At 29.0% G+C, this 14307-nt stretch carries 14 protein-coding genes; 13 read left to right on the top strand and 1 reads right to left on the bottom strand.

Annotated features, from left to right (window positions below; genetic code table 11):
• Positions 1-8: 8 nt before the first annotated feature.
• On the bottom strand, positions 9-257 hold the full coding sequence (locus tag ABCM86_RS10265; RefSeq protein WP_343003955.1) for a hypothetical protein: 249 nt from the start codon (positions 255-257) through the stop codon (positions 9-11).
• A 305-nt stretch (positions 258-562) separates the two neighbouring features.
• Here ABCM86_RS10265 and ABCM86_RS10260 point away from each other — a divergent pair, with 305 nt between their 5' ends.
• From ABCM86_RS10260 to ABCM86_RS10200, 13 genes are all read left to right on the top strand, one after another.
• Positions 563-3286, top strand: coding sequence for a heavy metal translocating P-type ATPase (locus ABCM86_RS10260; protein ID WP_343003954.1), 2724 nt, complete (start codon positions 563-565; stop codon positions 3284-3286).
• A 614-nt stretch (positions 3287-3900) separates the two neighbouring features.
• Positions 3901-4569: a response regulator transcription factor gene (locus ABCM86_RS10255; RefSeq protein WP_307993993.1), complete on the top strand. Its 669-nt coding sequence runs from the start codon at positions 3901-3903 to the stop codon at positions 4567-4569.
• A 72-nt stretch (positions 4570-4641) separates the two neighbouring features.
• A complete protein-coding gene (locus ABCM86_RS10250) occupies positions 4642-4893 on the top strand; it encodes a hypothetical protein (RefSeq protein ID WP_343003953.1) in 252 nt (83 codons plus the stop codon).
• A 248-nt stretch (positions 4894-5141) separates the two neighbouring features.
• A complete protein-coding gene (locus tag ABCM86_RS10245) occupies positions 5142-5672 on the top strand; it encodes a TIGR04002 family protein (protein WP_295677231.1) in 531 nt (176 codons plus the stop codon).
• 84 nt (positions 5673-5756) lie between these two features.
• On the top strand, positions 5757-6356 hold the full coding sequence (locus ABCM86_RS10240) for a TIGR04100 family radical SAM protein (RefSeq protein WP_295677229.1): 600 nt from the start codon (positions 5757-5759) through the stop codon (positions 6354-6356).
• 278 nt (positions 6357-6634) lie between these two features.
• On the top strand, positions 6635-8002 hold the full coding sequence (locus tag ABCM86_RS10235) for an NCS2 family permease (protein WP_343003952.1): 1368 nt from the start codon (positions 6635-6637) through the stop codon (positions 8000-8002).
• A gap of 190 nt (positions 8003-8192) precedes the next feature.
• Positions 8193-9419, top strand: a complete 1227-nt coding sequence (locus ABCM86_RS10230; protein WP_343003951.1) for a U32 family peptidase — start codon at positions 8193-8195, stop codon at positions 9417-9419.
• Positions 9420-9430: 11 nt separating this feature from the next.
• Complete coding sequence (locus tag ABCM86_RS10225) at positions 9431-10300, top strand: methionyl aminopeptidase (RefSeq protein WP_195929757.1); 870 nt, start codon at positions 9431-9433, stop codon at positions 10298-10300.
• A 143-nt stretch (positions 10301-10443) separates the two neighbouring features.
• Positions 10444-10689, top strand: coding sequence for a zinc-ribbon domain-containing protein (locus ABCM86_RS10220; protein WP_295778929.1), 246 nt, complete (start codon positions 10444-10446; stop codon positions 10687-10689).
• Positions 10690-10718: 29 nt separating this feature from the next.
• Positions 10719-11354, top strand: a complete 636-nt coding sequence (locus tag ABCM86_RS10215; RefSeq protein ID WP_295734990.1) for a YARHG domain-containing protein — start codon at positions 10719-10721, stop codon at positions 11352-11354.
• 90 nt (positions 11355-11444) lie between these two features.
• Complete coding sequence (locus tag ABCM86_RS10210; RefSeq protein ID WP_295677222.1) at positions 11445-12383, top strand: L-lactate dehydrogenase; 939 nt, start codon at positions 11445-11447, stop codon at positions 12381-12383.
• Positions 12384-12752: 369 nt separating this feature from the next.
• Positions 12753-13382, top strand: coding sequence for a DUF3793 family protein (locus tag ABCM86_RS10205; RefSeq protein ID WP_343003949.1), 630 nt, complete (start codon positions 12753-12755; stop codon positions 13380-13382).
• Between the two features lie 183 nt (positions 13383-13565).
• The gene (locus ABCM86_RS10200; protein ID WP_195929761.1) at positions 13566-14300 is read left to right on the top strand and encodes a hypothetical protein; all 735 of its coding nucleotides are present in this window, start codon (positions 13566-13568) and stop codon (positions 14298-14300) included.
• Positions 14301-14307 lie beyond the last annotated feature (7 nt).

Genomic DNA, 14307 nt, shown 5'->3' with positions numbered 1-14307 from the left:
TTCCTATTTTACTTCATACATTCCCTTATAAACTCAACAGGAACATCCATACGCCCTGCAACCTCATCAGGCGTCATACCGCTATCCAAAAAGCGTCTACAAACTACTGTTATATTTTCACCCACCTGAATAATATGCTTATCTATAAAGTTATCAAAATCATCTTCTTCAAAGTAGATTTCAAAGTTATTGCCACCAAATGAAATTTCGTCTGTACCTATAAAGTCTTTATACGTTTCAAGTGTTTGAAAACTCAATCCACCGGTTAAAGTTTTGTTTGCTCCAACTTCATTTTCTCATATTTTTCATTTATATTATAATGGTAGCACAGTATTTGAAAGGTTTAAAATAAAGTGTTTATGTTAAAGTTATAAATTATTTCAAATAAAATTCAAAAAATATCAAATTGATATTGAAATTTTCACCAATATGTCTTATTATTATACCTATAGGGGGTATTTTTAAATCCTTAAAACATCTTAAAACATATATTAACAAAATATAAAAGAGATGTTTAAAACGCGCAAATTTTGTAAACAATAAAAATAAGGAGGATTATCTCATGAGCAATGTAGTAAAAGAGACATACAAAGTTGAAGGCATGACATGCGCATCTTGTGCCAATGCTGCTGAGAGAGCTGTTAGAAAGCTTGATGGTGTTGTAAGCCAAAATGTAAATCTAGCTACAGAAAAATTAACTGTAGAATTTGAAGATGATAAAGTCGACTATGATCAACTAGAAAAGGCGATTAGTAAGGCTGGGTATAAATTAATTAAAGAGGAAGAAAACATAAAGAAAATAGAGATGAAAGTCGGTGGCATGACTTGTGCTGCTTGTGCTAAGGCTGTAGAAAGAGTTACAAAGAAGCTTGATGGAGTTAAGGAATCTAACGTAAATATAGCTACTGAAAATGCTGTCATTTCATATGATGAAAACAAAGTAAGTCTTGATGATATTAATCACGCTATTATAAAGGCTGGTTATGAACCTATTGAAGAATCTAATATCAAAAAAATCGAGCTTACTATTCATGGTATGACTTGTGCATCTTGTTCAAAAGCTGTAGAAAGAGTGACTAAAAAACTAGACGGTGTTGAGGATTCTAGTGTAAATCTTGCTACAGAAAAGGCGACTATTACTTATGATCCTACAAAAGTTAGACTTTCTCAAATCACAAAAGCTATTGAAAAAGCTGGATATGAGCCTATAACTGAAGAAAATAGAGAAAGTGTAGATGAAGACCAAAAAAGAAAAGATAAAGAAAGAGACACTTTATTTAGAAAGTTTATAGTTGCAATTTGTTTTGCAATACCACTATTTTATATAGCTATGGGACCTATGGTACCAAAGCCATTTGGACCTTGGCCAGTACCAAACATAATAAGTCCAGAGACTAATATTATAAACTATGCACTTATACAAATTGTATTAGTTCTACCTATTATGCTTGTTGGTTATAAATTCTATATAAACGGATTTAAATCACTATTCCATGGAAGTCCCAATATGGACACATTAGTTGCAATCGGTACATCATCAGCATTTATATACAGTTTATATACTACTATAAACTTAATAAGAAATGCAGGTGTATCAATGGAGATGCATATGTCTCATCACCACCAACTTTATTTTGAAAGTGCTGGTATAATAATTGCATTAATTCTTCTTGGTAAGTTTTTAGAATCTCGCTCAAAAGGTAAAACTTCTGAGGCTATTAAAAAACTTATGGGTCTACAACCTAAAACTGCGATAATTATGGTAGATGATAAAGAAGTTGAGGTTTCTATTGATGAAGTTTTAGTTGGAGATATAGTCGTTGTTAAACCTGGTGAAAAAATACCTGTAGATGGTAAAATCGTATTTGGACATACATCAATAGACGAGTCAATGCTTACTGGAGAGAGTATGCCTGTTGAAAAGACTGTTGGTGATAGCGTTACTGGTGCTAGTATAAACAAAAACGGTCTTATAAGATTTGAAGCTACTAAAGTAGGTAAAGATACTGCTCTTGCTCAAATTATAAAACTTGTTGAAGATGCTCAAGGGACAAAAGCCCCTATAGCAAAACTTGCAGATACTGTAGCAGGGTATTTTGTACCTGCTGTTATAACAATTGCTGTTGTAGCTGCATTACTTTGGGCTATTATAGGAAAAGAAAATACGACTTTTGTTCTTACAATATTTATATCTGTATTAGTAATAGCGTGTCCTTGTGCGTTAGGTCTTGCGACACCAACTGCGATTATGGTTGGTACTGGTAAGGGTGCCGAAAATGGAATCCTTATAAAAAGTAGTGTTGCATTAGAGCTTGCACATAAAGTCAATACAGTAATATTCGATAAAACTGGTACAATTACTGAAGGTAAGCCAAAAGTTACTGAGATTATAACTTATGGAAATTACGAAGAAGATTATATACTTAAATTAGCGGCATCAGCAGAAAAAGGATCTGAACATCCACTTGGTGAAGCTATTGTTAGATATGCAAACGAAAAAAATATAGACTTAATAAATGTAGAAAAATTCAACTCAGTTACAGGAAAAGGTATAAATGCAGTAATAGATAATAAAAAAATCAACCTTGGTAATGTAAAAATGATGGAGGATTTAAATATATCTTTAGATATAGTTGAAAATAAATACGATGAATTAGCTAAACAAGGTAAAACACCTATGTTTATATCAATTGAAAATGAACTTGCTGGAATTATTGCAGTTGCAGACGTTGTAAAAGAAAGCAGTAAAAGAGCTGTAGAACTTTTACACAACTTAGGTATAAAAGTAGCTATGGTTACTGGTGACAACAAAAACACTGCACAAGCTATTGCCTCTCAAGTTGGTATAGATATAGTTTTAGCAGAAGTTCTTCCAGAAGATAAATCAAATGAAATTAAAAAATTACAAGCTGAAGGAAAATTTGTGGCTATGGTTGGAGACGGTATAAACGACGCTCCTGCTCTTGCAGCAGCAGATATCGGTATAGCAATAGGTAGTGGTACTGATGTTGCTATTGAATCGGCTGATATTGTTTTAATGAAAAATGACTTAATGGATGTTCCAACAGCCATAAAACTTAGTAAAGATACGATCAGAAATATAAAACAAAACTTATTCTGGGCATTTGGATACAATACAATCGGAATTCCAGTTGCAGCAGGTGTTTTATATATCTTTGGAGGTCCACTTCTAAATCCAATGATAGCAGCAGCTGCTATGAGTTTAAGTTCTGTGTCTGTAGTATTTAATGCATTAAGACTTAGAAAGTTTAAACCATATAATTAAATATTTAATTAAAAAAATAGATTAATAAATAAATTAAACTATTTTATAAAGAATATTATAAACTTAAAATAAAAAATTAGTGAATATTATTAAGATATAGGTTATTTAGTGTAAATTATACTAATTTCCTATATCTTTTTTAATTCTAAGGAAATTATATATTATCTGGTTTGTGGATAATACATAATTTCCAACCTATTAAATTTTAAGCAATGGAATCTCCGATTCGTTGGCGCCATGAACGAAGTGAATTTTTTTATAATAAACAATATTAAATTGTATAGATTTGGTTGTATTTATTTTTGATTTTATATTTTTATATATAAAATTTGTATATGTTTTTATATAATTTATATTTAAATATAATATATTAAAAAAATGTTTAGAAAAAAAAGCTTTTTTATTATATTTTTGGTATAATATAATGTACTGGAAACACAATAAAACAGTCAAAAAGAATTAAATAATTAAATTTTTAGAAATGATATTGTGTTATAATACTTTTAAAGGTAAATTTTAGTGAATATTTTATAATTTGTTAGGATAGTTATGGTTTGGTATTTAGAGTGAATTAATAATAAATTAGTCTTTTTGAAAATTTTAGGAGGTTGAAGATGAAAGCATATATATTAATAGTGCAAGAAGATTTTACAAGTCAACAATTATTAAAACAATTTTTGACCTCTAATGGTTATAATGTAGATTGTGCAGATGATGGTTTGGAAGGAATTCATATGTATAAAGAAAATGATTATGATTTAATTATTTTAGGTGTGAATCTTCCTAATTTAGATGGATTTTCTGTATGCACAATGATAAGAAGAGAATCTCAAATTCCTATTATATTTGTAACCAGAGCTAATACTGAAGAAGATCAAATTAGAGGGTTTGAATTGTTATGTGATGATTATATAACTAAGCCGTTTTCATATAAATTATTGTTAAAAAGAGTAGAAGCCGTTTTAAGAAGAGCGAAAATAGAACAAAAAGAATCATACATAGAATTTGAAAAGATTAAACTTAACTTAAAGACATATTCTGTTGAAATAGATGATGAATCAGTAGATTTAACATTAAAAGAATTTAAAATCTTAAAATCTTTAATTCAAAATTACCCGCAAGTTGTTACAAGAGAAAAATTATTAGATAGTATCTGGGGATACGATTATTTTGGAGATACTAGAATAGTGGATGCTCATATAAAAAATATAAGGAAAAAAATTAAATTGCCTTATATAAAAACAGTAAAAGGAATAGGATATACTCTTAAAAAAGATATTTAAATTTTATTAATCCTTATAAATATTTTATATTTTTTTTGGAAAAATAATAATATGAATAAGGAGGTAAATAAAATGACAAGTATAAAAAAACATATGGAAAATATGAAAGATGATGTAAAAGAGGGTATGCAAAAAGTCGGACATAGTATAAAAAATACGGCAAAAGATTTAAAACACGAAGCAAAAGGAGTGATTAACAACCTAGAAAGCAAAAAAGATGAAATGATAGATGAATATAGAGAAGATGAATACCACAGAAAATTGAAAAAAGACATAGATAAAGAACTGAAAGATGAGGGGTTTAGAGGTAACTCTTTTAAATAAAATTTAATCCAATAATAGATTAGGTATTTAATTATTTTATGCAATTTTAAATATCATAAAAATAAAAATTTACAAAATGAAAACTATGAACTGAATTTGGAGCAGTTCATAGTTTTTTTACTTCTAAGGAAATCAATATATAATTGTATCGATACAAATTCCTAAATATATATAGTTTGTATTGAGATTATACAATACATTTAAAAATTGTATTATAATCTAAATATAATTTTTTAGGAGGTAAGATTGTGGAAACAACAAAAACAAATAAGAATGTATCGACAAAAACAAGAAATTTAGTGACATCAGCATTATTAGCAGCAATAATATGTTTAGTTACAGGACATATACTACATATACCTACAGTAAATGGTGGATATGCACATATAGGAGATTCAATAATATATTTAAGTGCAGCAATTCTTCCACTACCTTACGCTATGGTTTGTAGTGCAATTGGCGCAGGTCTTGCAGATTTAACATCAGGTGCTTTTATATGGGTAGTACCTACATTAATGATAAAACCAATTATAGTTTTACTTTTTTCAAATAAAAGCGACAAAATACTTACTACAAGAAATATAGTAGCTGCATTTTTAGCAGGTATAATAGGAACAGTACTTTATATGTTTGTAGAAGGTTTAATGTTTGGAAATATGGCAGTAGCATTTGCGATAACTGCAGTTGGAATGATTCAACCAATAGGAAGTTTTATAGTATTTATAATCTTAGGAATAGTTTTAGACAAAATCAACATTAAACAATTTTTTGATAGATAAAGATAATAAAGTATAAAAAAGGTGTATAATAAATTTATACAGTATAAAACTAAATTTTAAAATAGTAGATAGAGGGAGAGTATTATGACATTATTATATCCAATCGAAAATAGCTTATATGTAAATATAACAAATCTATGTTGTTGTAAATGTGTGTTTTGTGTAAGGGACATCACAGACAGCGTAGGAGGAAGTGATAGCCTTTGGTTAGATCATGAACCGACTATTGATGAGTTAAAAGCTGAGCTTGAAAAATTCAATTTAGACGAGTATGAAGAAGTTGTATTTTGTGGATATGGCGAACCACTTATGAGAATAAATGAGGTTGTAGAATTTGCAAATTACATAAAAACTAAGAAAAATATAAAAATAAGAGTAAATACAAATGGTCTTGCTGATTTAATTCACAAGAAAAAAACAGCAGTGCTTCTTAAAGATGCAATAGATGCAGTATCGATAAGTTTAAATGCACCAAATGAAGAAGTTTACTTAGAAGTTGCAAAACCAGCTTTTGGAATAAAATCATTTGATGCAATGCTTAGCTTTGCAAAAGACTGCAAAACTTGTATAAAAGAAGTATGTTTTTCAGTAGTTGATGAAATAACAGATGAAGAAATAAGACAATCACAAGAACTAGCTGACTCACTTGATATACCACTTAGAGTTAGAGTAAAAAATGGATAAAACAAATTATTTAAATGAAAATAGGGACTATAGTCCCTATTTTTTATGTTTATAAAAATTTTCAATAAGCATTAATAAATAAGCAATAATAAATAGGGAACAATAGATATCATATACAAAAGTATAGGTTTATTTAAGTCAAAAATACGAAATATATCCGAATGAAAAATAAAAATATATTAATTTTATTTGTCTTATTGACTTTTTTTATTAAATAATTTAAAATAATATTCGTAAATACGACTGACGAAAATTAACATCATAGGAGGTATCATTTTATGAACCAAAATGGAACATTCATGCAGAAGTTGTTTCCAATATTAACGAATAAAGAGATTGACAAGAAAACAGAGATGATGGCAGGGTTAACTACATTTTTAACAATGGCATACATAATAGCTGTCAATCCAAGTATATTATCAGAAACTGGGATGCCAGCTGGGGCTCTTGTAACATCTACTTGTCTAGGTGCTGCGATAGGGTGTTTTTTAATGGCTATATTAGCAAACATGCCGTTTGCACTTGCATCAGGTATGGGTCTTAATGCTTATTTTGCTTATACTGTAGTAATTGGTATGGGTGTAAGTTGGCACATAGCTTTAACAGCAGTATTTGTTGAAGGTATAATATTTATAATTTTATCATTATTTAAAGTTCGTGAAGCTGTAGTTAATGCTATACCTAAAAACTTAAAAATAGCAGTTTCAGGTGGTATAGGATTATTTATAGCTTTTATAGGATTAATAAATTGTGGTTTAGTAGTAAACAACGACTCAACATTAATAGAAATGGGTGAGTTTAATGTAGCGATTATAATAACTTGTATAGGTTTTATTGTTACAGCAGTTTTAAGTAAGAAAAATGTAAAGGGATCTATATTAATAGGTATAGTAATTTCTTCATTACTTGCTTGGGGATTTGCATTAATAAACCCAGAAGCAGCGGCTGCTTTAAAAATATATTTACCAAATGGAGTATTTAAATTTGAATCACCAGCTCCAATAATAAATAAATTAGACTTCAGCTATATAACTAATCCAGAAACTGCATTTAACTTTATAACTATATTATGTACATTCTTATTTGTAGATTTCTTTGATACTGTAGGTACTGTAGTTGGGGTTGCTTCAAAAGCAAATATGGTTGATGAAGATGGAAAAGTTAAAAATGTAGGTAGAGCTTTACTTGCAGATGCTTTTGCTACTACTATAGGTGCTTGGTTAGGTGTTACTACTGTAACAACATTTGTTGAAAGTTCTACAGGTGTTTTAGAAGGAGGAAGAACTGGATATACTGCTTTAACTACAGGTGTATTATTCTTAATTGCTATGTTCTTCTCGCCAATATTTATAGCTATACCTTCTTGTGCTACAGCTCCAGCATTAATTTATGTTGGATACTTAATGCTAAGTGAAGTTAAGCATATAGAATTTGATAATATAACTGAAGGTGTTCCTGCATTTATAACAATAGCTGGAATGGCTTTAACTTACTCAATAGGTGATGGTTTAACATTAGGTGTATTATCTTATGTATTTATAAATTTATTATACAATTTAATAGCTAAAAAAGAAGAAAGAAAACATGTATCAGGTGTTATGATAACTTTAGCTATTTTATTTATACTAAAATTATGGTTTATGTAGTATAATAATACTAGAGCTTCTAGTATAATAGTATAAAAATAAGTGGTGCTTTTATACCAGTAGATAATTACTGTATAGAAGCGCCATTTTTATGTTATAATCTATTAGGAGATTTATAATATATGAAATTAAACTAGAAAAATTGGTAATAATTAAATATATAAAATTTTATATAGGTAAAGGAGAATTCATGAGAGAAGTAGAATTATTAGCTCCTGCTGGTGATTTAGAAAAATTAAAAATAGCTTTTATCTATGGTGCCGATGCCGTTTATATAGGTGGAGAAATATTTGGTATGCGTTCTGCTGCTAAGAATTTCTCAAAAGAGGACATGATAGAAGGTGTAGAATTTGCACACAGCATGGGTAAAAAAGTATTTGTAACAGTTAATATAATCCCTAGAAGCGAGGATTTAATTAGTTTAGCTGATTATATAAAAGAATTAGATGAAATAGGTGTCGACGCTGTTATAGTAAGTGACGCCGGTGTATTTAACATAGTAAAAAAAGCAGCTCCAAATATGGAAATACACATAAGTACTCAAGCGAGTACATCAAATTACGTAGCTGCAAACTTCTGGTACAATCAAGGTGCTAAAAGAATAGTAACTGCAAGGGAGATGTCTTTTGAAGAAACTAAAGAACTTAGAGAAAACACTCCAGAAGATATGGATATAGAATCATTTATACACGGAGCTATGTGTATGAGTTATTCTGGAAAATGCGTAATAAGTAACTACACTACAGGAAGAGATGCCAATAAAGGTTCTTGTGCGCAATCTTGTAGATGGAAATACAACTTAGTTGAAGAAAAAGACGGACAATATGAAAATGTATTAGACGATGAAGATTATCAATTCTTCTTCAATACAAAAGATTTATGCATGATTGAATATATACCAGAGATATTTGAAAGTGGTATAACAAGTTTAAAAATAGAAGGTCGTATGAAAACAGCTTACTATGTTGCTACAACTGTAAGAGCTTATAGAATGGCGATTGATGCTTATTATAAAGATCCAGAAAACTGGAAGTTCGATCCAATGTGGTTAGACGAACTTAAAAAAGGAAGTCACAGAGATTTCTCAACAGGATTTTTCCTAGATAGACCAGGTAAAAATTCAAACAACTACGAATCAGCTTCATATATAAGAAATTACGACTTTATAGGAATTGTAAGAGATGTTCTTGATGATGGATATATAATCGTAGAACAAAGAAATAAAATGTCTGTAAATGACGATATAGAAGTAATAGGGCCTTACAAAGAAACTATGTTTACAACTATTTTAGAAATGTACAACGAAGATGGCGAGCCAATAGAATCAGCTCCACATGCTAGACAAATAGTTAAGATGAAATTAGGAATTGAAGTTGATAAAAATTATATACTTAGAAAACCTATAATTAAGGGTTAGGGAGGCAAAATATGTTATTAGGAAGAAATAGTAAATGCTGGTGTGGCAGTGGCGAAAAATATAAAAAATGCCATATGGAATTTGATGAAAAATTAAAAGAATACGCTAAAGCTGGTTACCAAGTTCCTACTAGAGATATGATAAAAAATGAAGAACAAATTGCAAAGATAAAAGAAAGTGCTAAAATAAATACGGCAGTACTTGACGAAGTTGCAAAAAACATAAAAGCGGGAATGACTACAGATGAAATAAACACAATAGTTCACGATTTTACTGTTAAACATGGTGCAATACCTGCTCCACTTGGATACAGCGGATTCCCTAAAAGTGTTTGTACATCAATAAACGACCAAATATGCCACGGTATACCATCAGAAAATGATGTACTTAAAGAAGGAGATATAGTAAACGTAGACGTATCGACAATATTAGACGGATACTATTCAGATGCATCTAGAATGTTTATGATAGGCGAAGTTAGCGAAGAAGCAAAAAGACTTGTTGAAGTAACTAAAGAGTGTATGGAAATGGCTATAGCAAAAGTTAAACCTTGGACACCACTTGGAGTAATTGGAGCGACTATACAAGAACATGCTCACAAAAACGGCTACACAGTAGTTAGAGATTTCGGAGGTCATGGTATAGGTCTTGAGTTCCACGAAGATCCATTTGTATTCCACTATGGAAATGCAGACGAAGGAGTTCTTATGGTTCCAGGAATGATGTTTACTATAGAACCGATGATAAACCAAGGTGGATATGAACTTTATATAGACCAAGATAACGAATGGACATCTTATACAGAAGATGGTAAATTATCTGCTCAATGGGAAAACATGATATTAGTAACAGAAGACGGTTGTGAAATATTAACTTACTAATAATAATATGAAATATAATAAAAACCCAGTGAATTTAAATTTTACTGGGTTTTTATTATATTAAAGATAGATTTTGATATATATTTTGCTATACTATATAATATAAACTTAAAACTAAAATTAACAGAAAAGGGGGATTTTAGATGTTTGAAATAGGGATTGTAATGATAGTTTTAGGAATAATTGGTGCAGTAGTATCGATAGTTTTAATTATAATAGGAAAGAAAGAAGTAACATATAATTCTAATAATGAGTACTTATATAGAAATCAAGCAAATACATCTAATATACCAAGACAAACAAATCTGCAGAGAACTTGCCCAAATTGTGGGCAAATAATAGAAGGTGATATACTTTTTTGCAGTCGATGTGGATATAAATTATATTAAATTTAAAAAATCGGGGAGAATGATAAAAAATGAAAATTTGTGAAAAATGTGGGGCTACAAATTCAAATGATTTGTATTATTGTAAAAATTGTGGGAATAGTCTAGGGGAGCCTATCAAAGAGCCAACAAACAATAATTTAAAAATTGCAATCCCAGTATTAATTGCTAGTATTGCACTAATTGTAGGCGGAATATTTTTAAGTCAAGACGGGTTTAGTTCTACAAAAAACGCTACAGCATCTGTAAATCAACAAGTAAATTCGGGAAATGTATCAAATAGTGAAAGTAATAATTTAAATGATAAAAATAATAGTAGTAACTCTGTAAATAGAGATAATACTAAATCAGTTAATAATTCTAGAAATTATTCAAATAATAACTCTAATAATAATTCAAGTAGCAGTTATAATAGTGGATATATTATACCAGATAGTAATGTAAGATACTTATCTAGAAGCGAACTTTATGGATACACTAAAGAACAGCTAGCTTATATAAGAAATGAAATATTTGCAAGACATGGTTATGTATTTGAAAAAGCTAAATACAGAAATTATTTTTCAGCAAAATCATGGTACACACCAGATTACAGTTTTAATTATGAATATGATTTAAATAGTATTGAAAAGGCAAATGTAGATTTGATAAAAGAATTAGAAAAATAACTATTAGGTAATAATTTCCATGAGATGCAAAAATGAATAAAAATAAGATAAATGTGGTAAAATAAAAAGAAAACTACATCGGAGGGAAATATGAAGTCAAAAGTAGGAATTATCGGTACTGGAATGGTTGGAATGAGTTACGCATACTCAATGGTAAACCAAGGTACATGCGAAGAGCTAGTTTTAATAGACATAAATAAAGAAAAAACAGAAGGTGAAGCGATAGACTTAAACCATGGTCTTAGTTTTGCCCCACGTAAAATGAAAATATATTCTGGAGATTATAGCGATTTATCAGACGCATCATTAGTTTGTATAACAGCAGGACCACCACCACTAGAAGGTGAAACAAGACTAGATACAATACATAAAAGTATTGCAGTAATGAAAAATATAATATCTAACTTAAAACAATCAGAATTTAAAGGCATCATACTAATAGCTACAAATCCAGTAGATATTATGACTTATGCAGCTTGGAAACTATCAGGCTTTGATAAATCAAGAGTAATCGGTTCAGGAACAACTTTAGACACTGCTAGACTTAGATCAGCACTTAGTGAAAAGCTAAATGTAAACGAAAAAAATATCCATGCTTACGTAATAGGAGAACACGGAGACTCACAATTCGTACCTTGGAGTTATGCTCTTTGTGGACCAAAACCAATTTACCACTTTGCAGCTAAAAATAGAGGTATAACTTTCGATGAACTTACTGAAATAGAAGACGAAGTTAGAAATATAGCATATAAAATAATAAAAGCAAAAAGAGCAACTTACTATGGAATAGGTATGTCTCTTGCAAGAATAACTAAAGCTATACTAGACAACGAAAACAGTATACTGAGTGTATCTTCATATTTAGATGGCGAATACGGTCATGACGACGTATACATATCAGTACCAAGTGTTATAAATGAAAATGGTGTAAGAGAAGTTGTAGAACTTAGCTTAGACAAAGACGACAAGGCAAAATTCGATAGTTCGGTTAAAATAATGAAAGAAAATATAGCGAAACTTGATTTATAAAAAATAATTTATAAGTTTATAATAAGAAGCTTAGTTTAAAAAGTGTTACAAATATATTTTATTTAATGTATTTGTAACACTTTTTATATTTATTAGATTTATAAGATAAGTAGCGCTAATTTTTATTTAAAAAAAATAATTCCGAGTAGGGAGTAATATTAAAAATTATAACTAAACTAAAACTACATGATATAACCCCTAATATAAAAATAAAAAATACATAAAATAAAAAATAATTGTAAAACCAAAAAATTAATAATATGGAAAAATATAAGTTGATAATGATTTTGGTAATTAGTTGATAATTAATATCAATGGTGATATAATAAAAATAAAGTGATAATGATTATCAATAAGGAGATTATTAATATGAGCATGAACAATAAATGTATAAACGATTGTGATAACGTAAGTTGTGGTAGTAAAAGTTGTGAAAATAAAACAAATTCATCATATATAAAAAGAATTATAAGATTGATTGGCCCTGTAATATTAGGGTCTAAGCCAGCTGAGATAGTAAATATACCAGGAGGGGCTGAAGATAAGGAGAGAAAATTAAAAGAGATAAAAGAGTTTTTTGAAGGATGCAAAAAGGTAAAATATGAAATTATAAACGTAAGTGATAACAGTAAAAGAGTACTATTTATAAATGAAAAATCTATGAATAGATGCTTAAATGACAAAAAATGTAGAAACTTTTTAAGATTTTTAGGATATGCTAAAGAATACACTTTTGAAGATTATATGAAAGAGCTTGTGCTTAGATTAGAATCAGAAGAATTCCCACACGAAATAGGGATTTTCCTTGGATATCCGTTAAAAGATGTACTTGGATTTATGGGATATGGTAGAAAAGAATTTGTAGAAGTTTGTAGTTGGAGAATCTACGGGGATAAAGAACCTTCTTACAAAGTCTACAATAGCTTTATGAGAGATAAAATGAAGATGCATGATCTTGTTGAAAAAATGTCTGTTAGCGAGTTAAAGGCTGTTATATAGGGAGAAATTATGAAATCATCAGGGGTAAATTTAAAAGACTTATTATGAAAACTAGCAAATAGACGATATTTGCTAGTTTTTTATATAATAAAAAATAATAATTATATGAATAAAAAATAAAAGGAAATTTGGATATTCATGTAGAATTTATAACAATTAATAATGAGAAAAGGGGGTAATGCGATGGATTCAGTAGCTGTAGATTATGAGTTACAAACTACATTACAAAAGCTAGAAAAAAATGAGTTGTTGGATTATGTTTCAGGGGTTATTCAACAACACTATTTAACTAAAAAGAATAAATACTTGCCTATTGAAGTTGAAGATGCATACAAAATAAAACAAATATTAAAAACTTGTCAACTTGAAGAAGAAATAGTTTTAAATGAAAAGCAATCTGTAAAACTTTTAGGAGAAATTGCAGAAGTTGGAGAAGAGGGGTATTGTTGTTCGCTTATCACTGGTAAAAATAACAATGTGTGTCTAATTCCTAATTGTGATAGTCCATTAGTATTAGGAGTATCTAATTTAAATCTAAAAAGCAGAATAAAATCTGCGTGCATTTATATGCAGAGATGGGGAAGTGTTTTAGAATTTGTCGACTTATCTGATTGTATAGAAGATAATGAAACAATATACATAGTAAATAAAATATCAAAAATAGGACAAGATGGTTATATATATAGATTATATAGAAATATAGAAAATAACAAAGACATACTTGAAAGAAAGAAACGATTGATAACAGAATTTGATGGTAAAATAATAAATTATTTAAATGAAGAATGGATTGTTATAAATGAAATAAAAAAACAAGATTTATACAATAAAGAAAAGGCAACTACTATACTTCATGATTTTATCCAGGATTTCATAAGATATGTATTCACGATAGATTCAATTGTAAAAAAATACTAATTTTAAC

It is taken from the genome of Clostridium sp. 2218st1_F5_2218SCRN_220325, from assembly GCF_039062665.1.
Lineage (GTDB): Bacteria > Bacillota > Clostridia > Peptostreptococcales > Peptostreptococcaceae > Intestinibacter.
The sequence above is the reverse complement of the archived record's forward strand: the minus strand, read 5'-3'. Positions and strand labels throughout refer to the sequence as shown.

Bases quoted from the DNA above. Each gene is read 5' to 3' on its own strand.
- ABCM86_RS10260 (WP_343003954.1), top strand. From the start codon at position 563: ATGAGCAATGTAGTAAAAGAGACATACAAAGTTGAAGGCATGACATGC.
- ABCM86_RS10255 (WP_307993993.1), top strand. From the start codon at position 3,901: ATGAAAGCATATATATTAATAGTGCAAGAAGATTTTACAAGTCAACAA.
- ABCM86_RS10250 (WP_343003953.1), top strand. From the start codon at position 4,642: ATGACAAGTATAAAAAAACATATGGAAAATATGAAAGATGATGTAAAA.
- ABCM86_RS10240 (WP_295677229.1), top strand. From the start codon at position 5,757: ATGACATTATTATATCCAATCGAAAATAGCTTATATGTAAATATAACA.
- ABCM86_RS10235 (WP_343003952.1), top strand. From the start codon at position 6,635: ATGAACCAAAATGGAACATTCATGCAGAAGTTGTTTCCAATATTAACG.
- ABCM86_RS10230 (WP_343003951.1), top strand. From the start codon at position 8,193: ATGAGAGAAGTAGAATTATTAGCTCCTGCTGGTGATTTAGAAAAATTA.
- ABCM86_RS10225 (WP_195929757.1), top strand. From the start codon at position 9,431: ATGTTATTAGGAAGAAATAGTAAATGCTGGTGTGGCAGTGGCGAAAAA.
- ABCM86_RS10220 (WP_295778929.1), top strand. From the start codon at position 10,444: ATGTTTGAAATAGGGATTGTAATGATAGTTTTAGGAATAATTGGTGCA.
- ABCM86_RS10215 (WP_295734990.1), top strand. From the start codon at position 10,719: ATGAAAATTTGTGAAAAATGTGGGGCTACAAATTCAAATGATTTGTAT.
- ABCM86_RS10210 (WP_295677222.1), top strand. From the start codon at position 11,445: ATGAAGTCAAAAGTAGGAATTATCGGTACTGGAATGGTTGGAATGAGT.
- ABCM86_RS10205 (WP_343003949.1), top strand. From the start codon at position 12,753: ATGAGCATGAACAATAAATGTATAAACGATTGTGATAACGTAAGTTGT.
- ABCM86_RS10200 (WP_195929761.1), top strand. From the start codon at position 13,566: ATGGATTCAGTAGCTGTAGATTATGAGTTACAAACTACATTACAAAAG.